This window comes from Pseudomonas sp. HPB0071 (genome assembly GCF_000478505.2).
Lineage (GTDB): Bacteria > Pseudomonadota > Gammaproteobacteria > Pseudomonadales > Pseudomonadaceae > Chryseomonas > Chryseomonas luteola.
Genome location: NZ_KI517369.1, coordinates 173,373 through 190,275, shown reverse-complemented (window position 1 = coordinate 190,275; position 16,903 = coordinate 173,373). Strand labels below are relative to the sequence as shown.

22 protein-coding genes are annotated in these 16,903 nt (G+C 53.8%); 12 read left to right on the top strand and 10 right to left on the bottom strand.

The genetic code is table 11. The features are described from left to right. Positions 1 to 21: 21 nt before the first annotated feature. From HMPREF1487_RS23730 to HMPREF1487_RS23720, 3 genes are all read right to left on the bottom strand, one after another. Complete coding sequence (locus HMPREF1487_RS23730) at positions 22 to 345, bottom strand: hypothetical protein (protein WP_037031243.1); 324 nt, start codon at positions 343 to 345, stop codon at positions 22 to 24. Between the two features lie 109 nt (positions 346 to 454). Continuing rightward, entirely contained in the window at positions 455 to 940 is a 486-nt protein-coding gene (locus HMPREF1487_RS23725; protein ID WP_010799326.1) for a hypothetical protein, read from the bottom strand. Between the two features lie 15 nt (positions 941 to 955). Next, the gene (locus HMPREF1487_RS23720) at positions 956 to 1,309 is read right to left on the bottom strand and encodes a hypothetical protein (RefSeq protein ID WP_010799325.1); all 354 of its coding nucleotides are present in this window, start codon (positions 1,307 to 1,309) and stop codon (positions 956 to 958) included. A 385-nt stretch (positions 1,310 to 1,694) separates the two neighbouring features. Between HMPREF1487_RS23720 and HMPREF1487_RS23715 the strand changes: the two genes are divergently transcribed. The 7 genes from HMPREF1487_RS23715 (at position 1,695) to HMPREF1487_RS28125 (ending at position 7,099) form a co-directional block, all read left to right on the top strand. Beyond that, positions 1,695 to 3,464, top strand: a complete 1,770-nt coding sequence (locus HMPREF1487_RS23715) for a PRTRC system ParB family protein (RefSeq protein ID WP_010799324.1) — start codon at positions 1,695 to 1,697, stop codon at positions 3,462 to 3,464. Positions 3,465 to 3,487: 23 nt separating this feature from the next. Next, positions 3,488 to 3,934 (top strand): PRTRC system protein E, encoded by a 447-nt coding sequence (locus HMPREF1487_RS23710; RefSeq protein ID WP_010799323.1) that lies wholly within the window; start codon positions 3,488 to 3,490, stop codon positions 3,932 to 3,934. Between the two features lie 10 nt (positions 3,935 to 3,944). Continuing rightward, positions 3,945 to 4,157, top strand: a complete 213-nt coding sequence (locus HMPREF1487_RS23705; protein WP_010799322.1) for a PRTRC system protein C — start codon at positions 3,945 to 3,947, stop codon at positions 4,155 to 4,157. 102 nt (positions 4,158 to 4,259) lie between these two features. Continuing rightward, positions 4,260 to 5,654, top strand: a complete 1,395-nt coding sequence (locus HMPREF1487_RS23700) for a hypothetical protein (protein WP_010799320.1) — start codon at positions 4,260 to 4,262, stop codon at positions 5,652 to 5,654. Beyond that, positions 5,644 to 6,348 carry a PRTRC system protein B gene (locus HMPREF1487_RS23695; protein WP_010799319.1) on the top strand — a complete coding sequence of 235 codons (705 nt, stop codon included), beginning with the start codon at positions 5,644 to 5,646 and terminating at the stop codon, positions 6,346 to 6,348. The genes HMPREF1487_RS23700 and HMPREF1487_RS23695 overlap by 11 nt, the downstream gene beginning before the upstream one ends. Continuing rightward, a complete protein-coding gene (locus HMPREF1487_RS23690) occupies positions 6,345 to 6,884 on the top strand; it encodes a PRTRC system ThiF family protein (RefSeq protein ID WP_010799318.1) in 540 nt (179 codons plus the stop codon). The genes HMPREF1487_RS23695 and HMPREF1487_RS23690 overlap by 4 nt, the downstream gene beginning before the upstream one ends. Continuing rightward, complete coding sequence (locus HMPREF1487_RS28125; RefSeq protein ID WP_010799317.1) at positions 6,881 to 7,099, top strand: ubiquitin-activating E1 family protein; 219 nt, start codon at positions 6,881 to 6,883, stop codon at positions 7,097 to 7,099. The genes HMPREF1487_RS23690 and HMPREF1487_RS28125 overlap by 4 nt, the downstream gene beginning before the upstream one ends. 16 nt (positions 7,100 to 7,115) lie before the next feature. On the opposite strand, the gene HMPREF1487_RS23685 is transcribed toward HMPREF1487_RS28125, so the two are convergent. After that, the gene (locus HMPREF1487_RS23685; RefSeq protein WP_010799316.1) at positions 7,116 to 7,436 is read right to left on the bottom strand and encodes a hypothetical protein; all 321 of its coding nucleotides are present in this window, start codon (positions 7,434 to 7,436) and stop codon (positions 7,116 to 7,118) included. A gap of 340 nt (positions 7,437 to 7,776) precedes the next feature. Between HMPREF1487_RS23685 and HMPREF1487_RS27515 the strand changes: the two genes are divergently transcribed. Both HMPREF1487_RS27515 and HMPREF1487_RS23680 read left to right on the top strand, forming a co-directional pair. Next, a complete protein-coding gene (locus tag HMPREF1487_RS27515) occupies positions 7,777 to 7,986 on the top strand; it encodes a hypothetical protein (protein ID WP_125890002.1) in 210 nt (69 codons plus the stop codon). An 11-nt stretch (positions 7,987 to 7,997) separates the two neighbouring features. After that, positions 7,998 to 8,522 carry a hypothetical protein gene (locus tag HMPREF1487_RS23680; RefSeq protein ID WP_010799315.1) on the top strand — a complete coding sequence of 175 codons (525 nt, stop codon included), beginning with the start codon at positions 7,998 to 8,000 and terminating at the stop codon, positions 8,520 to 8,522. Positions 8,523 to 8,799: 277 nt separating this feature from the next. On the opposite strand, the gene HMPREF1487_RS26470 is transcribed toward HMPREF1487_RS23680, so the two are convergent. The 3 genes from HMPREF1487_RS26470 to HMPREF1487_RS23660 all read right to left on the bottom strand — a co-directional run bounded on the left by HMPREF1487_RS26470 (position 8,800) and on the right by HMPREF1487_RS23660 (position 10,405). Next, on the bottom strand, positions 8,800 to 9,288 hold the full coding sequence (locus HMPREF1487_RS26470; protein ID WP_010799313.1) for a DUF6030 family protein: 489 nt from the start codon (positions 9,286 to 9,288) through the stop codon (positions 8,800 to 8,802). Between the two features lie 425 nt (positions 9,289 to 9,713). Continuing rightward, a complete protein-coding gene (locus HMPREF1487_RS23665) occupies positions 9,714 to 10,136 on the bottom strand; it encodes a PIN domain-containing protein (RefSeq protein ID WP_010799311.1) in 423 nt (140 codons plus the stop codon). After that, positions 10,133 to 10,405, bottom strand: coding sequence for an AbrB/MazE/SpoVT family DNA-binding domain-containing protein (locus HMPREF1487_RS23660; protein ID WP_010799310.1), 273 nt, complete (start codon positions 10,403 to 10,405; stop codon positions 10,133 to 10,135). Before HMPREF1487_RS23660 ends, HMPREF1487_RS23665 begins: the two co-directional genes overlap by 4 nt. Before the next feature lie 281 nt (positions 10,406 to 10,686). Between HMPREF1487_RS23660 and HMPREF1487_RS23655 the strand changes: the two genes are divergently transcribed. Continuing rightward, positions 10,687 to 11,199: a hypothetical protein gene (locus tag HMPREF1487_RS23655; protein ID WP_010799309.1), complete on the top strand. Its 513-nt coding sequence runs from the start codon at positions 10,687 to 10,689 to the stop codon at positions 11,197 to 11,199. Positions 11,200 to 11,530: 331 nt separating this feature from the next. On the opposite strand, the gene ftrA is transcribed toward HMPREF1487_RS23655, so the two are convergent. Further along, positions 11,531 to 12,502 (bottom strand): transcriptional regulator FtrA, encoded by a 972-nt coding sequence (gene ftrA / locus HMPREF1487_RS23650; protein ID WP_010799308.1) that lies wholly within the window; start codon positions 12,500 to 12,502, stop codon positions 11,531 to 11,533. Between the two features lie 97 nt (positions 12,503 to 12,599). On the opposite strand from ftrA, the gene HMPREF1487_RS23645 reads away from it, so the two are divergent. Both HMPREF1487_RS23645 and HMPREF1487_RS23640 read left to right on the top strand, forming a co-directional pair. Continuing rightward, complete coding sequence (locus tag HMPREF1487_RS23645) at positions 12,600 to 13,040, top strand: rhodanese-like domain-containing protein (protein WP_010799307.1); 441 nt, start codon at positions 12,600 to 12,602, stop codon at positions 13,038 to 13,040. A gap of 2 nt (positions 13,041 to 13,042) precedes the next feature. Then, the gene (locus tag HMPREF1487_RS23640) at positions 13,043 to 13,528 is read left to right on the top strand and encodes a GNAT family N-acetyltransferase (RefSeq protein ID WP_256205778.1); all 486 of its coding nucleotides are present in this window, start codon (positions 13,043 to 13,045) and stop codon (positions 13,526 to 13,528) included. Between the two features lie 254 nt (positions 13,529 to 13,782). Here HMPREF1487_RS23640 and ybaL read toward each other — a convergent pair whose 3' ends face one another. Beyond that, positions 13,783 to 15,495 carry a cation:proton antiporter domain-containing protein gene (gene ybaL / locus HMPREF1487_RS23635; RefSeq protein ID WP_010799305.1) on the bottom strand — a complete coding sequence of 571 codons (1,713 nt, stop codon included), beginning with the start codon at positions 15,493 to 15,495 and terminating at the stop codon, positions 13,783 to 13,785. A gap of 677 nt (positions 15,496 to 16,172) precedes the next feature. Continuing rightward, positions 16,173 to 16,448, bottom strand: coding sequence for a hypothetical protein (locus tag HMPREF1487_RS23630; RefSeq protein WP_010799304.1), 276 nt, complete (start codon positions 16,446 to 16,448; stop codon positions 16,173 to 16,175). Positions 16,449 to 16,903: the final 455 nt, after the last annotated feature.

Below are 16,903 nucleotides of genomic sequence, written 5' to 3'. Positions count from 1 at the left end.
GTTATTCGGGATGCAAGCGGTCTACTTTGGCTTTTTAGCCAGCCACTGTTTGCATTTTTTAACCAGGCGCGGGTTGTAGATTCCTTTCTCGAAAAACAACATGTAGGCAAAGGTAAAAGCCATACCCGTCAGGATGATCTTGCTGGAGAGAAACTCATCGTTGGGTAAACTCAAGCCGTAGCAGCCGCAGAGGGATGAGGCTACAGCGAACGCCACTCTCACTTTTTCATCTTGTTCTTTGTTCATCTTAGAATCTCCGTCAAGGTTGATACATCGCTGGGTTGGGATGCCCTGTTCAGCGGTACGGCTACTGGCAGGGCGTACCTTGGTGATGGCGCGGATCACTCTCCGCCGACAATCCATGCGGTGAGCATGGGCAGCATGACCGTACAGATGCCGGTCAGGGTCAGTGCTTCAGGGATACCAATAGCCATAACAGCCTCCTTCTCTCGTTTTATGGGGTGGGTGACACAGGGTGTAGTGCAGAGCGTGCATCCCAGCAGACGAGCACCAGCTCGCCCGGGATGGCCACTTTCAGATACCGGCGCAGAAGTTCATCGCGGCGGTCGTTGAAGACATTGCGCACACCACCGCGCACCAGCGTGGCGATGCCGCATGAAAGCCCAACGGCCACCATGACGACAGATGTCAGCGGGGATGACAGCAGAGCCGGCAGGCCACGGGAGATCAATAACTGGAAGTCGTCTGGCGCCAGCAGGCCAAGGCTCAGCAGCGCCCAGAAGGCAAAGAGAGGCACAGCCCGGAAAAACAGGGTGAACATGCGCAGTGCGTACTTGAGTACTTCCACGGCTTGCGCCAGATACAGGCGCCGGTCACGGCGGCTCTGCTGGATCAGCCACTGATAGCGGCTGTCCTCGATCCGGCCAACCTGTACACCATTAACCAGCACGGTCCAGATCAGTTCTCGTGATGCGGTCATGACTAAACCCTCCTGTTAGATTCCGGGTGTGCACTCGATATCGCCAAGCGGCGTGGTCAATTGCCCGCACAGCGCATGGGTGTTTTTCCAGCTCACGGTGTAGGTCAGGGCCACGCTGGGGTTGTTGCGGATGTTCTGCTCGGCGATACGCAGCCGCGATAACTGCTCAGGGGTTGGCGAGGGATAGGCGCTGCGCCATTCGTTCACGAACGCGTTGACGGCTGGATCGTTCAGGGCAGTGAGGCCGACGAGGATGCTGTCCTGCGCTTCATTGCGCTGGGCCGAGTAGTTCACCTGTGCAGCCTGCTCTGCATCGCCGCTCCAGAGCCAGATACCCCACGCCAGCAGTGCAACCAGTAGGAATGGCATTACCCGCCTCACGTCCCCATGAAAAGGACTGCCAGTGTAAAGCGGGTACAGGCCCTCTAAACCTCGTGGTTGGTACCCGCGCGGGTATCAACCACGAGGTTTGGGGTATAAAAAAAATATTGATTTCTTGGAATAACCTGCTAGCCGCCTTACCCAAAGCGGCGCTGTACAGAATGCACAAACCTTTTGCCGCCCCGATTAAAAGCGCCCCTAAAGGGTATTTTTGGCTGTACAGCCTGTACCCGTAAAAATCCTCTTTGGAAACCCAAAAAACTTTAAAAATTAATGCCTTAAAGTGCCTTTTCGGCACTTGCATAACCCGATTTCGATGAGACGCTGGATTCAGAAAGCAGGAACAAACCCACCGTCTGAATAGAGGTCAGCCATGTCTGAATCGGTCGAAATCAAGCACCTCGCGGTTGCCCGTATCCGCCGCAACTCCAACCAGCCGCGCAAGGGGCGTAATGCCGAGCGCTACGAGGCGTTCAAGCAAAGCATCCGGCAACAAGGCGTCTTGCAGCCGATCCTTGTTCGTCCCGTCAGCAATGATCCAGACCACGACTACGAAGTTGTCGCTGGCGAAACACGCTGGCTGGCCTCTGGCGAGCTGGGCATTGAGACGATCCCCTGTCTGGTCAAGGAAATGTCGGACGATGAGGCCCGCGTAGCGGCTGTGACCGAGAACGTCCAGCGCTCGGACATGACGCCGATTGAGGAAGCCAACGCGGCGGCGGCGCTCTTGGTGCAGTGCGAGAACGATTACGACGAAGTGATGCGCCTGCTGGGCTGGAGTCGTTCCAAACTCAGCGCCCGTATTCTCCTGACCCATGCCAGCGGCGCAGTAGAAAAAGCGCTGCTGGACGGCCAGATCAAGCTCGGCCATGCCGAACTGCTGTGCCCCCTGGAACACCACGATCAGGACATGGTGCTGGCCAAGATCATAGAAGGCAATGTTGGCGTTACCGAGGCGCGGGACCGTCTGATAAAGCTCACCCGCAGGCTCGATCAGGCAGTATTCGATACGGCCAAGTGCGTGGGCTGCTCACACAACTCGTCCTCCTACGCCGACCTGTTTGATACCAGCGTAGGCTCGGGCCAGTGCCAGAACCTCACCTGCTGGGGTGACAAGGTAAAGGCTCATCTGGATGCCGCTATCGAGGATGCCAAAGCCGAATACGGCACTGTTCATAGGGCGGATCAGGTTCCGGCCAACAGCTACCAGATCATTGCTACAGACGGCAGCAAAGGTGTGGGGCAGGAACAGGCAACAGCCTGCCTGTCCTGCGCCAGCTACGGCGTCATCCTTGATACCCGCAACGGCAAGGAAGGCTCGCTGGTGGGCCGTTATTGCTTCAACGGAGCCTGTCATGAAGAAAAAGTCAGTGACTACCAAGCGGCAGTGAAGGCGGCAACTCAGCCTGTACCTGCAAAGGGAACCGCACAGGGCACGGCTGGCGCAACTTCCATTACGGCTGCGCCCAAGGCCAAGCCCTCATCCAGCAAGCCCAAGACGCTTCGCACAGCCCTGCGCCGCGTGGCACACAAGACCCATGTCAAACTCGCACATGGGCACTTTACCAGTGCTCCGGCCTACGGCTACGCACAGGCTATCTCAAGCGTAGTCAATGACCTGAGCCGCGACATTGAAGCAGGACTTGCAGACAAGATGCTCAAGTCCGAGGGCCTTCCCGCACGCCCTTCGATGGTTCGTGAGCGCGTGAAATGGATTGCTGAACTTGCCCAGCACGAAGAAGCCAAGCTGTTAGCCGTACTAGTCCAGCTTTCAGGTCTCGCCTTCTGCCGCACCGTCACCAATGACGAATTCGATAACCATGAATCCGGCCTGTTGGCAGGCGAGCTGATCGCACGTCACAGCCTCGACCCGCGCCAGACGTTCAGTGTTACCCGCGAATACTTGGACATATTGACCAAGGACGAACTGGTAGCGGATTGCGAGCGTTCAGGGTTTATCGCGGCCTACGAAAACACACACGGCAAGGGGGCATTCAAGAAGCTCACCTCAAGCAAGCGGAAGGAACTGGTCGAGGCCATGCTCGTTCCGCTAGACGGCTTCTCATGGCAGGGCTACCTCCCCGTCTTCCTCACTCCCGCACCGGCAAAAGCGGCTGACAGCAGCCCCTCCGTAGCCGCCTGAACCCATAACTAAAGGAGCCTCACATGACTTTTTTCACCTCCATTGCCAGTGCTGTCACCGCCCAAGGCCGCATCAACATCGAAGCCTCCGGTGCAGGCGAGGGCCGAGTTCGGCTGGTCCTGTCAGCCAACCTCGGCCCTGTCGAGGATAGCGCCAGCGACGAGATCAAACAGGTCCATGCGCTGATGACCCGCCCGCTGGTAGCCACCGGCACACCGGAAGAACTGGAAGCGGCCTTGTCAGCCAAATTGGCGAGCTTGAGCGCCGTGGTAGCCGAAGGCACCGCCACGCTTGAAGCCTTGCGCCAGATCAGGGAGCAGGCCAGCAGCAAGGCTGTCGCGGCTCCTGCACCTGTTACCCCAGCCGCGACCTCGCCAGCAACAGTTGATGACGCAGGAGAGGATGAACGTGAATCCGTCACGCCACCCGCAGTGGCGGACACCCCCTTCTCCATTGCCGACCATTTCTGAGGACCCGACCATGCCTGCATCCATTCTCACGCTCACCCGCATTTTCCGTTCCAGCGGCCAAGACCTGCCAGACCCGAACCCTGAGCTTTCGCCCGAAGAAGTGTTGCGCCATTACGCTCGAAGCTACCCGCGCCTGCTAGGGGCCAAGATCGTCGAACCCATCATCGAGGGAGACCGCCATGTCTACGAGTTCCGGCAAGCATCGTTTGGAGCCAAAGGTTGATCCACTGGCCATCTTGGACGCATGGGGCAGCGGCGATCTCGCTGCCCACATGGCGTCACGAACCGATGGACCTTCTCTTACTCACCAGCAGATGAAAACGCTATGGGCACTCCTGAACGCTCCATCAGTACCGGGCACTATTCGTTCCCCGCTGCCACGCTAACACCGCTCATGCTGCCAGCGGTCTCGCTGGCCATGCGCGAGGCGGTCAGCACGGCGTTTGAGACGCATGAATCCTATCGGGTAGATAAACGAGGCCATGCCCTGCTCTGTCGTGATGCCTTTGACAGCGGGCTGATCGACGCCAAGGCGCTGGAAGTGCTGGCGGTGTACCCCAACACCTATGGCCTGCACCTGCTCACGCAGCGTGCGGTCACTGCCATTGAGCAGCGGATGCTGATTCAGAAGAAGGGATTGATTCCAGGAATCAAAAAGCGCGTCAGGCAACTGAGCCAGCCCGTCATTGATGAGCCGTTCGTTGCTCGCCTGACCGCCGCCTGCATCCGGCAGGAGCTGGTTGAGCTTGAGGATGTAGAGCCTGAGCTTGCAGAGGGGCCAGCGTGTATGCCCCAACTGCTGGCGCTGTGTCAGGCCGCCTTGCAGGACGTACTGATGACCGAGGGAGAAAAGCTCAGGTGGCATTTCGAGGCGACCATCGAGAATGAAAAGTTTGTCCTGTACGCCAGCGAGTTCAACGAGATCGACCTGTCCATTCCGCTGGACCGTGAGGATTGTCGAGAACTCAATGTGCTGATCTTCAAGACGCTGGATGCGATGAGCTGGTTTCTGGTGCCGTTTCATACGCCCATGAGTTTTATCGGACCTGACGGCGTGTACTCGCATCTGCACAGCGAAGCCTACATGACGATGAAGGAGCGTCTTGCTGTGTGGGGAGAGGCCGAGCTGCTGGACTATCTCAAGGATACGCCCAGCGAAAACCTGCCGTTTGAAGACTGGGCACTGGGTCTGGACGGCGAGCCTGACGAAGACGCCTATGCGCGCGCCGCCGCGATTCTGCTTGAGCTGCATGACTTTGATCAGCACTGCAATTTCCGTCTGGACCACCGTACAGGCTGTGACCACAAGGCCGAGATGCAAACGCTGATCCGGCAGATAGACGACTCCCTAGCCACCGCCCCCGCCTATGCAGCGGTGCTGACCACGCTCAGGGAAGCGCTTGAAGTGTGCATCGCAGCGGCAGAGTCGGGCTTTGATTTTAACGAGCGCGACTTTGAGACCTCCGCCGAGGACAGCGTTGGCTTTTTCGAAACCCTCTACGCTTCGGTGGCCGGTGTCCGGTTCTCCCTGCTGGAAGACGATGCCCGCGATCACTTCGACGGGTACGCGCAGAACGCCTGCGGGTTGTTTGTTGCATTCCCGCTTTCTCATGAGAGTCTGGAAATGCAGGTATTGCCCGTCCTGCGACGAACCCAGCAATGCCTCTACCTGCTGGACAAACTCGATACCGTACTGGAGGAATTCAAGCATGTTTCATGAGCAGATCAGCTCCAAGGCGCTACTGGTTCATCACCACAAGGAAACCGGCAGGCTCGACCTCACCATCCATGAAGTGCTGGCGCTGGAAGGCGGCAAACAGTTCACGCTGGGCGCAGGTCGGGCATTCAGCGCATCGGACAAGGAGGCATTGTTGAATCTGTTGCAGGAGGAATCCGGCGAGGCCGAGTTCATAGACCCGAGCATCCTCGTGCGTGGGCGCAACCTGATCGTCTGGTATACTCCACGGCAGGTACTGGATATCCCCTTTCCCAACGAGATGATTCGCGCCCCCCTCCCCGGCCTGATCTATGTGGCACAGGCGGGAGTCGAGCTGCGCTGCTTTGCGTTCAAGGGCAGCAACCGCCCAACGCTGGATACCGAGCTGTTCTACCCGCCGCTGGGCAATGTGTATTCCGGTGGCACATTCTGTAGCGGCAACGTCCATCTGCCGCGAGAGATTGAGCTTTCCAACATATCGCAGTGGCAGCGCTTTGTACTGGAAAGTACCAACACTCATCAGGGCGGTCTCTGTCCGATCAAGGGGCTTGATAGCTTTGCCAAGCTGATCCAGTTCTACCGTGACCTCTCATGCAAGAAGACCTTTCCAGCCGCCAAGCTGGTGCCGGTACTGCGCCGTCAGAACATGCAGGTGCTCACCCTGCGTGAGGCCATCACACAGGAGGCTACCCTATGAGCGCCGCCACGCCCCTGTACCTTGAATCTGCCGTGTTCAAGACTCCCGATCACTGGCGCTCGAAGGCACCGCACATCGTGGTCATTGGCGCGGGCGGCAATGGCAGTGAGGTGGTGGATACCCTTGCTGCATTCCATCATGCACTGGTCTCGCTGGGGCATCCCACAGGACTGCACGTCACGATTATTGACGACAGCGTTGTGCGTGAGCCAAATCTGGTACGCCAGCGCTTCTGGCCGTGCGATCTGGGCCAAAATAAGGCCGTGAGCCTTGCCAACCGCTACAACCTGATGCTGGGCCTGTCATGGACGGGCCTTCCCTACCGTTTCCCCTGCAAACAGACCTATTCCGCCATTGAAGGGGCTGATCTCATCATCTCGGCGGTAGACCTGCCCTCGGCTCGCCGTGATATATCACGCATTCAGTACGGCAAGCGGTTGTGCATGTGGCTGGACCTTGGCAATGGCCACCGCCACGGGCAGGCTGTTTTCGGGCGCTGCATGAGCAGAATCGCCGCCGCTATCCTTGCGTGGTGAACGTATTTCCCGAGATCGCTACGCTGGAAGACGAACCACGCAAGTCCTGTTCAGCCGCCGAGTCGATTGCCACGCAGGACTGCCTGATTAACCGCGCCGTCACCACGGCAGGCATGAGTATTGTGTGGGAGCTGTTGCGCTACGGCCAGACCAGCAAGAACTGCGTGTCGGTCAATCTGGAAACAGGCGAACAGATGACAGCAGGGTTTCCTTAAAGTCGCAGCTGCGACTTTAATAGGGGCGATGCCTATCTCGCTTTCTATCTTGGGCATCTTCAAAATCTTGACGCCAACGTTCTCTTAAAGCATCACGTTGGGCGGGAGAAAGAAATCGTACACACGGACCAGTGTCGTCTGCCTTTGTTGTAGCAAACTCGAACCACTTGAGTATGGCGCCGGGAGATCCGGTTAGAGCGGCAACAATAAATTCGATTCCTTTTTTCTGCTGTTTACTCACGCTTGACGACATACATTGCTGATAGCGTTCAAGACGTTCGTCATCCGCCATGCCTGGAAAGTAATCAGTTTTATCGTCTGGATTGTAAAGCGGCATCTTGGGAACCCTCTATGAGTGAGGTAATTAGAGCGCGCCGAGAGAAACAGATAACTTCAGGGCTAGGATTAACCTATGACACATATATTAGGATTACGCAAACAGCACTTTCTTACTAATGGCGTTTGGTTTCCTGTGCTATCTGGCCGTCCCTGAATGACGCCCTGAGCGAGAAAAAGCACAATAAGCATTGTTTGAAAATCGTTTCTAATACGAAACATATCAAGTCGGAGCTTTTATGGATAACCTCTATTTTTGTTTACTGATGGCAGCTTCATACCTTTATGCAGGCAGCCTTATGTGGCGTTTCGAATCAAAGTAAACGCGAGCGGGATAAAAGGTGCTTCAACGGAAGGTTTTAAAGGTAGTCGGTACAGATTTTGTGGCCAGCGCTATGTGGGAACAGAGGCCGGACGGCTGGATGTGCATCGAGGCAGACCCAACACTGGCATGGCTTAAAGGCCGCAGTGATGTAGGTGTAGGCTGGTTCATGCAGCGCAAGGGCTGGCAATATTCGTGGTCCGATACCAATCAGGTTCGGACAACCTAGCAAGACACAGCATGCTGGCGCTGGCTGGTTATGGCTACAGAGGGAGCAACATCGATAGGGTTTCAGCTTTTAACTGTTTTGTTTTCAGCCATCCTCGTAGTGGTTCTTTTGTCTCCCGGCGCTCGGCAAAACGCTACAAATATTATGGCACTCGTGCATCGACCGATCTGGCCATGGACGCCGCGCAAAGGTGTATTGAGGGTAGGAGTTCGGCCTCAATCGAAAGAAGCCTTTTGATCGAGAAGATTGGCTTGCACGATCAGGGAATAGAGGTGTTTGACGAATGTTTGCGGATTAACAGGGTGCCCGGAGGCGCTGTTATAAACGCAAAGGGGCACGACCAGTTCTGCGCACTTCTGTATGCCAACCTCTGCATTTTCTTCATCCTCAAAATTGGACTGGTCAAGTACTACCTCATTGATAGCCTCGGGTGGGTCAGTATTGACGCTATGGCTGCGCTTGTCGGCTTAGGCTTGTTCGTCTACCACATGTATCAGGCCGTAGCGAAATCCAGAGGAGGGTTCAGATATGGCTGATCAGGAACTGCACTTGAGCTTTGGCTCACCGGATCGGGAAACCGTCTGGAAGGCAAGGCCGCTAGGCTTCAAGGCTCGCCACCGCTGCAATGTCCTGAGTGCTTTTATCTCAGGCGACATCAGCGTCAGGTCATGCCTCTTCGGGTTGAGATACCCAGCTGCGGTTGTTCACCTCGTTTTGAAACGGCCACAGCAAGGGATGATCTGTGTATGCCCAGAGATCAGGGAAGAAATCAGTCATCTGATGCAAGGGTGAAGGGTGATAGGTCACCATCACCTATCTCATCATTACCTGAATCTCATACCCCTTACCCGACGGCCATATATCCTTTAGCACCTCTACCTCGCCGCTTCCGACATTAACTACAACAGGTTCGCCTTTGGCGATAGCTTTTCGCACAGAATCGGGAAGAGGCACGCCTAACGCCTTTGGGCTTAGCTTGGAGGCTGCGTTGGAGAGTTGTTTGATTGCTGGCGCAGCAGCGTTAGGTTGATTAGCATTCATGACCAATTTAACCCGCTCTGCCTCGTTCCCTTGCCCCATAACGTAGTAGGCGAGGTTATTTGCTAGAGGAACCCCGTTTCCTATGTCTTTATAGTCACTGGCGCAGCCAGCTGTACCATCACCATAATCAGTCCATTTTCTCCCTTTAAGGTCAGACGCAGCCAAAAACTGGCATACGGAATCAGGATCAGTATCAGCCAGCTCTGCGTGTGCAAGGAGAGGGAAACTAATAGTGAGGCAGAAAATGAAATGCTTAAACATAAACCGGCTCCAGCCTATTTATCCGAGAGTTCGTAACTGTAAACAACGGCCTTCAAAGAAATATTTAGCACAGTTCCCCAATGCCTGCTCTTGCGAAAAACGATGCTAAGTCTTCGATTTTGAGGAGCCTGGCATTCACCGGTTAGACATGAATGATATCGTCGATCATTTGGACGCCTGTTTCTCGGTAAGCCGATAAAACAGTACCAGTTGTGATCGATTTCTTAGGACACGGTTGCTAACGCCTACAAACTCAACGGTGCTCTTTCCATAAACTGTATCCAGATAGTCCTGCGGCGATAGCCCAGAACTGATCGGCTGATACTCGTAGTGAACGCCCCGCACACTAAAGAATCCATGATGGAAGAATCAGTCATTCGCTCGAGGATTGGTACATACAACTCTAGCCAAGCCAAGAACTCATCCTATTTTTTAGGAGGCAGTAGCACCTTGGGGCCAATCAGCTCTGTCATGCCTGCCTTGCACGCCTTGCGATCAAAGGAATACGTCCACGTGCAACCTGCCTGTTGTGTGGCGACCATGATCATGCAGTCTGGAAAGTCTGCATTGGTCATCCTGAACAAATGAAGGGCAGCTGCTACGTGTGCAACGTTTTCTACCACGAGCTGGCGCATCTGGATGAGCTTTTCTAGAACTGCAATAAATTGCTCCTTGGTCCGCTTATAGGTTCTGAGCAGCAACCAGTTCAGCTCGATGAGCGTAGTGTGCGTTACGAAGATAGGCAGGTCTTCAGTTGCCATAGAGAACAGCTCAGCTGCCAGCTTGAATTGTTCTTCATCATCGCGTAGCAGGTAGCGTGCAAGAACATTTGTATCGATGCCTATCACGCATCAGCTCCCTTGGCGCCCTCGTTGACAATGGCCTCGTTCATTTCCTCGATCGTAAGCTTCACATCACCACCAGCCAGCATCCCAGCCAACTCGGTGACGTCGAGAGTAGCGGCGATGACCTGATAGGTGTTCGGGGCAACCTTAACCCACTGGATACGGGTACCAGGATCCAGGTGAAGCTCTTCCCGGACATGAGCGGGGATAGTGACTTGACCCTTGGACGTAACGGTAGAGGTTGGGCCATTGGGAATATAAACGTTCTGCATTTGATACCTCCTGCATTTCCTTACATATTAAACCAAAGTAAGGAAAATGACAGAATTAGCTATCAGATCAGCTTAGCCAAATGGGCTATTGCGTAGCAGACGTAGATATCAAGTGCCAAAGAAGCTAGGAGCATGCCTTACGCGCCGCGCTATCCCTCCCCGCACTAGAAGTACAGGGTATCTCGCGCAAAAATTGATGACAGCAAGGCGCGCTAGAACTGCGTACAATTCGGTACAAATCAGTTGGCTACAAATAGCCATATCGAACAGGACATCACCCCATGGCCTCACCCGACAAACAACGCAAACGTACTCAGCGAGCCAAGGACAAAGCCAAGCAGAATAGGTCTAGCAAAACCAAAGCGAAGATCGGGTCCCCACTACTAGCCAATCCGCTGGTCAACGAGCCATTCGACGACGTCGAGATCGATCTGAGCACCTTCAACTTCAAGGACATTGAAGAGAACGGTTTCGACCCAGCGGACTTTGACGATTTGTTTCAGGCGATGAATGCTGCCGAAGGCATAAGCCTGCTCGCCATGTGCTTGGTGTTTTTGCAGTACCCAGTGCTGGAACTGGTGATCGCTGAGGAAGGAGAAGAGCCTGCCATCGACTTCATGATGGGCCTGCTCATCGTCTATCGCGGCATGTTTCATAATGATGACGAAGAGGCTGCTGTGAATTGGATTGGCAGCGATACCTTCCAGGCTGCTTATAACGAAGCGTCGGCGATCCTGCAGCAAAAGAAAGTACGCGGCGCTTCAAAACTACAAATTCAGCAGGTCGTAGATTAATTATACTGGCCACTCCATTGGCGCAAGATCAAACACTTATATTGGTTTACCCAATGGCAGCTTTTGGCCAATTCTGTTGAACAAGTCGGTCTGCCCAAACTGCCTGATCATTGACTGGTGAAAGCGCTTTTTTTGCACTCTGCTACGTAAAATCAGAGTCCGAAAGCCTCTATTCAATATAAGATTTCAATCTCGGACGCGTATTTTCCTGATGCGCAAACCATGGGCGACTTTTTCAAGAGAATCGGCCGATAGCTGCCATTCAGGACTTTATAGTCATTAGGGTATATCCCAGCGACTACAGCAAGAATGAGCACCCTGACAGCTCTAGCTACGTCTGATCCTGCCGCTGTCCAAACCTATCCCGGTAGAACGAAGGTGCAAGCCCTACTGCCTTGCGGAAAGCTACCCGAAAGCTTTCCACTGACGCAAAGCCGCAACGCTCGGCAATGTGTTCTGTGTTTAGATCGGTGCTTTCCAATAGTGAGCGGGCTTGCGCCATGCGCGCATGTTGCAACCAACCTTTGGGTGTCATGCCAGTCGCCTCGCTGAATCGTCGTAAGAACGTACGTTCGCTCATCAGTGCTTTCGCCGCCAGTTGGCGAATCGTTAACGGTTCACCCAGACGCTCGACTGCCCACTCAAGTACCTCAGCCAAGCCATGGCGCGGGGCTTGAGCAACCGGTGCCGGAATAAATTGCGCCTGCCCTCCAGAACGCAGCGGCGCCATCACCAGACGTCGGGCTACGGTATTGGCGATATGGGCACCAAAATCACGTTCAACCAGGTGCAAACAGGCATCAATACCAGCGGCACTGCCGGCTGAAGTAATTACCTGACCACTATCCACATAAAGCACGGCCGAATCGACTTCGATTTTAGGAAAGCGCCTCGCTAGCTCATCGCTATACCGCCAGTGGGTAGTAGCTCGTTTTCCATCCAGCAGCCCAGTGGCAGCCAGCACAAATACACCTGAGCAAATCGACAACAGCCGTGCCCCACGCTCGTAGGCATTGCGTAGTTCATCTAGTAAAGCCTGCGGTGGCGTCTCATCGCGGTTGCGCCATCCAGGGATAATGATGGTACGTGCTTCGGCAAGCGCTTCGTAACCTGCGTCTGCTGTGACTGCAAAGCCTCCCAGCGCGCGCATCGGACCCTGGTCGACTGCAACCACGCAGTGTCGGTACCAGGCAAAATCAAATTCTGGTCTTGGCAGAGCGAAAATCTCGATGGCAATGCCAAACTCGAACGTACACAAACCATCGTAGGCCAATATGGCCACTAAACCGGGAGCGTCACACATTGGCGGAAAATTACCAGTAGATGTCAGATTTGCCACTGTAGTGCAGTGTCGGACGTCCTTAAAGTGGCTCAACTCAAATTCTACGAGGAGCGTCCATATGTCCAGTCTAATCAGTGAGATTCCAGCAGCCACCTCCGCTGAAGCCTACGCACACTTCAGCGACCGTTTACGCTTTGAAACCGACTGTTCAGATGTCTATCACAGCCAGCAGGCAGGCCAGATCGATTATGTTCTGGTGGATGTGCGCAGCTTGGCCGCCTTTACCGCAGGGCACGTTCCCGGTGCTATCAATATTCCCACAAAAACAATCACGGCAGAACGCTTGGCAGTGTTTCCCGCTGATAGCCTGTTTGTCGTCTATTGCGCCGGGCCTCACTGCAATGGTGTTCACCGAGCCGCCGCACAGATAGCTCGCCTCGGTTACTCGGTAAAAGAAATGATCGGTGGCGTTACCGGCTGGCTCGATGAAGGTCTCGCTCTTACGAGCGACACCGGCGACCAGACCACTTCCCACAGCACGGTCTCCTGCGCATGCTAAGCATGAGCGCTACGGTGCGTGCAGCTACCCCGGAGGATGTGCCGACACTAATTGAACTCATGCGCGCCTTGGCAGCATTTGAGGACTATCTGGATGGCTTCAGAGTCAATGAGCAGGTTTTGTTAAACCGCGCCTTTGGTCCGTCGGCGCAATGTCAGGTGTTTGTTGCCCAATGGATGAGCCAGATCGCAGGTTATGCCGTAGTACTGGAGATCCCGTTCACCTATGACCTGCGTCCGACCGTACTACTCAAGGAACTGTATGTTGTCGACCATTGCCGTAGCGAAGGCTTGGGCCAGGCGTTACTGCAACAGGTGGCAGTCTGGGCACGAGCCAAAGGCGCAGGTCGCCTGAAGTGGGATGTAATGGTAGGTAATCATAGGGCCGCCAAGTTCTATGAGCGATTGGGTGGCCTCCCGGATGACAAATGGTTGGCTTACCAAATGGACAGCCAAACGATTGAGACTCTTGCGATGGGTTGTTGGTAGCTGAATGCATTCTGGATAATGGCGATTCATTCCTGTAGTTGCTGGGGTATACCCCAGCAACTACACCCTTATTTACAAATGAACACATAGATGCCCCTTATGATCAATGAGGCTTCATGGTTAAAGGGCTGTGAACGCAGAAAGAAATGACTGGGCAGAAGGCACGTTGCAGGACGGGTGATAAGGCACAGACTCACTCGGCACAAAAAGACTTATTAATTAAGGCTTTCAGCACCGAGCGATCGGTAGGGCTATTAATGCGTTGACGCCCTTAATTCTTCAAACCGTATGGACACGTGGCTAGCCATGCCCTTTGCTAGTTCTTCCTCACCAAAGAATACAGTGCCAATGCCGTCTCGACTCAAGAGCTCAGATTCGTCTTCACTATGCGTACGCAGGATCACTTCCACGTCTGGATTAAGCGTTCTGGCGGTTTCCACCATAGGACGAACACTGAGCGGATCTGGTGTTGCCACTACCAACATAGCGGCCTTGGCAATGTGAGACTGAATCAGCACCGCGGGATCAGCTGCATCGCCTGACACGGCAGCTTTACCTTCCTTTCGTAACTGATCAACTATCTCTCTATTCTGCTCAGCAACCACATAGGGAATGCCTTTGCTTTCCAGTACAGCTGCAATGCGACGTCCAACTCTGCCGTAGCCCACCAGAACAACCTGCCGTTCAAGATACTTGCGATCCGTATCCATAGGCAGTTCAGCGTAGGGATCCTGACGGCTCTCGAGTTGACGTGCAAAGTCTGAGCGGGCCAGTATCCAACGCCGTACAGGTTCCATCACTTTAAACAGCACGGGATTAAGCGCGATCGACACAAGAGCACCCGCCAAGACCAGACTCATTCCCTCCTGAGGTAGTAGTCCCAAGGTCAGTCCAAGCCCGCCGAGGATAAAGGAAAATTCTCCTATTTGAGCAAGACTTGCTGCAACGGTCATGGCGGTATTAAGCGGATAACGTAAGGCTACTGTTATGATTAGCGCTGCCAGCGATTTACCCAGGACAATGATGGCTACAACAGCCAATACATGCAGCGGTTCTTGTACAAGGATCATCGGATCAAACAGCATCCCGACGGAGACAAAGAAGAGAACTGAAAAAGCATCTCGAAGCGGTAGTGATTCCTCCGCTGCCCGGTGGCTGAATTTGGATTCTCGCATCACCATGCCGGCGAAAAACGCTCCTAATGCAAACGATACGTTAAAGAGCTCGGACGCACCAAAGGCGATGCCAATAGCTATAGCCACGACGGCGAGGGTAAACAGCTCCCGGGAGCCGGTCTTGGCAACCTGCCAGAGTAACCATGGCAGGGCACGACGCCCGCCAATAAGCATTAGGGCAACAAAAGCGGTAATCTGCAAAAGGGTACGTCCCAAGGTAACCCATAGAGGGCCATCCTGAGCCGGCAAGGCCTCACTTGTACTGCCCAACATCCCTGCAAGAGGCGGTAGTAGTACCAGAACTAATACCGTAGCGAGATCCTCGACTACCAGCCAGCCAACAGCAATACGGCCATTCATGCTGTCCAACACACCGCGTGCTTCTAAAGCCTTAAGCAATACGACGGTACTGGCACACGACAGGCAAAGACCAAAGACAAGGCCGCTCCCCCAACTCCACCCCCACCAATGGGCAAGCGCTGCCCCCAGCACAGTGGCCAGGCTCATCTGCACGATAGCGCCCGGAATGGCGATGCGTTTGACGGACAGCAGATCACCAATAGAAAAATGCAGCCCGACGCCAAACATTAGAAGCATTACGCCGATCTCAGAGAGTTCAGAGGCGATATGCATATCTGCTACAAAGCCAGGTGTTGCTGGCCCGATAAGAATTCCGGCCAGCAGATAGCCAAGGAGGGCGGGTATCCGCACTTTCTCAGCAAGAAATCCTAAGATCAACGCGACAACAAGTCCCGCGGCAATGGTCGTGATAAGGGGAATGTTGTGCTCCATAAAGCTCCTTCCAACAATTTCGATTAATGCGATCAAACGAGCTTAACCGAGGCTCGCCTGTCAAAAGCTCAGTTATGGATATATAGAAACTCCTTTTATTACAGGATGTTAATAGCGCATAAGGACGACGATGCTTATATTGCAAAAGATGATACGGTCGCCTGCCAGGTACAGCGTTGAGCCAAATGGTTTGTAAATTCTGTACAGATCTAACGACAGAGAAGGAGGCTTCGTGATCTACGCGGCGATTGGTATCTTAAGTGTTCTGATGTTGGGCTATGGTGGGTATCTTGACTACAGGAACCACCAGAACGAAAAGCAAAGAAAGGCCGATGAAAAATCTTAGCGCGGCCCTATAGAAAGCTGCCACGGTAAATACGCGCCGCTGGAAGGATAGACATTCGATAGGTTACCTATCCTTCCTTATGCCTAACAAATAATTACTAACCTCACCTATAAAGGTGGCGGTTGTTCCGCTGACTCTTACCATTTCAGCCTATTTACCTGCCAGTAAATACTGCCATCTAGTATCAGCAACTTAAGTGCAAGCATGCCAACAGAGCTATACGGGCTCGATAATAGCTATTTTTGCGTACTCATTAGGGTATACCCCAGCGACTACATGTCAGACATTCGGAAAGATACGAGAATGATTAGATGATCAGGATGAGTATCGTCTAGCTAAGCCAACCTTCAGCCTGACCGGTAAAGATCATGGTTATCAGATCTTGAAACTGGCCTTGCTCAAGCCCGCCTGCATGCCAGATACCTTGAAGAATGGCCTGAAGCCTTAATAACGCGGTAGGGTCGGTATTGATAATTCCTGCCCGATGACTCTCTACAAGCTGTGCGAGGTAACTTCCCTCCCCCAGGTAACCGTGGGCCTGCTCAAAAATCTGATCAGTCTGATGTTCACGGAATTCGGCGCTGTTCTGCTTATGAGGAGGGGTCATCAGATAGCCTTCAGCAGGTTTTTACTCGATAAGTCACAGCCATCTGAAAGAGAGGTTGCAATCGGGACAATGAAGCATGCTAAGGGTAGGCATGCATACGAGTTCGAAGGTGCCGCACTTAGGACAGCAGCTTTTTATCGTCATTGTGGTATCTCTAGAAACCGGATTTGGGAAAAAGAGCCGCCGCAGGCTGGGAACGCATGTAACCCTGCAGCAGCTTACACAAGAGTAAGCAATATCCATTGCTCCCGTAGAACTGACCTATATAGTCTCTAGAGGGTTGCGACCGTTTATCGGTACTTTGATAGAAAGGCTACTCCAACAATAGCTGACCAGTCATCGTCTTGTATCAGTAACCTATTTCCAGAATGGTAAATTAGCTACGCGGCCCGCTCTTCCTGGGTTACGTAGCTATTGCTCTATCTGGAAAAGATGAACTTGAGTGACCATTTGAA

Excerpts from the sequence above, each read along its gene's own strand:
- HMPREF1487_RS23655 (WP_010799309.1), top strand. The coding sequence starts at position 10,687 with ATGGCCTCACCCGACAAACAACGCAAACGTACTCAGCGAGCCAAGGAC.
- HMPREF1487_RS23700 (WP_010799320.1), top strand. The coding sequence starts at position 4,260 with ATGGGCACTCCTGAACGCTCCATCAGTACCGGGCACTATTCGTTCCCC.
- ybaL (WP_010799305.1), bottom strand. The coding sequence starts at position 15,495 with ATGGAGCACAACATTCCCCTTATCACGACCATTGCCGCGGGACTTGTT.
- HMPREF1487_RS23645 (WP_010799307.1), top strand. The coding sequence starts at position 12,600 with ATGTCCAGTCTAATCAGTGAGATTCCAGCAGCCACCTCCGCTGAAGCC.
- HMPREF1487_RS23660 (WP_010799310.1), bottom strand. The coding sequence starts at position 10,405 with ATGCAGAACGTTTATATTCCCAATGGCCCAACCTCTACCGTTACGTCC.
- HMPREF1487_RS23690 (WP_010799318.1), top strand. The coding sequence starts at position 6,345 with ATGAGCGCCGCCACGCCCCTGTACCTTGAATCTGCCGTGTTCAAGACT.
- HMPREF1487_RS23640 (WP_256205778.1), top strand. The coding sequence starts at position 13,043 with ATGAGCGCTACGGTGCGTGCAGCTACCCCGGAGGATGTGCCGACACTA.
- ftrA (WP_010799308.1), bottom strand. The coding sequence starts at position 12,502 with ATGTGTGACGCTCCCGGTTTAGTGGCCATATTGGCCTACGATGGTTTG.
- HMPREF1487_RS23695 (WP_010799319.1), top strand. The coding sequence starts at position 5,644 with ATGTTTCATGAGCAGATCAGCTCCAAGGCGCTACTGGTTCATCACCAC.
- HMPREF1487_RS23630 (WP_010799304.1), bottom strand. The coding sequence starts at position 16,448 with ATGACCCCTCCTCATAAGCAGAACAGCGCCGAATTCCGTGAACATCAG.
- HMPREF1487_RS23710 (WP_010799323.1), top strand. The coding sequence starts at position 3,488 with ATGACTTTTTTCACCTCCATTGCCAGTGCTGTCACCGCCCAAGGCCGC.
- HMPREF1487_RS23680 (WP_010799315.1), top strand. The coding sequence starts at position 7,998 with ATGCTGGCGCTGGCTGGTTATGGCTACAGAGGGAGCAACATCGATAGG.
- HMPREF1487_RS23725 (WP_010799326.1), bottom strand. The coding sequence starts at position 940 with ATGACCGCATCACGAGAACTGATCTGGACCGTGCTGGTTAATGGTGTA.
- HMPREF1487_RS23720 (WP_010799325.1), bottom strand. The coding sequence starts at position 1,309 with ATGCCATTCCTACTGGTTGCACTGCTGGCGTGGGGTATCTGGCTCTGG.
- HMPREF1487_RS23705 (WP_010799322.1), top strand. The coding sequence starts at position 3,945 with ATGCCTGCATCCATTCTCACGCTCACCCGCATTTTCCGTTCCAGCGGC.
- HMPREF1487_RS23685 (WP_010799316.1), bottom strand. The coding sequence starts at position 7,436 with ATGCCGCTTTACAATCCAGACGATAAAACTGATTACTTTCCAGGCATG.
- HMPREF1487_RS26470 (WP_010799313.1), bottom strand. The coding sequence starts at position 9,288 with ATGTTTAAGCATTTCATTTTCTGCCTCACTATTAGTTTCCCTCTCCTT.
- HMPREF1487_RS23715 (WP_010799324.1), top strand. The coding sequence starts at position 1,695 with ATGTCTGAATCGGTCGAAATCAAGCACCTCGCGGTTGCCCGTATCCGC.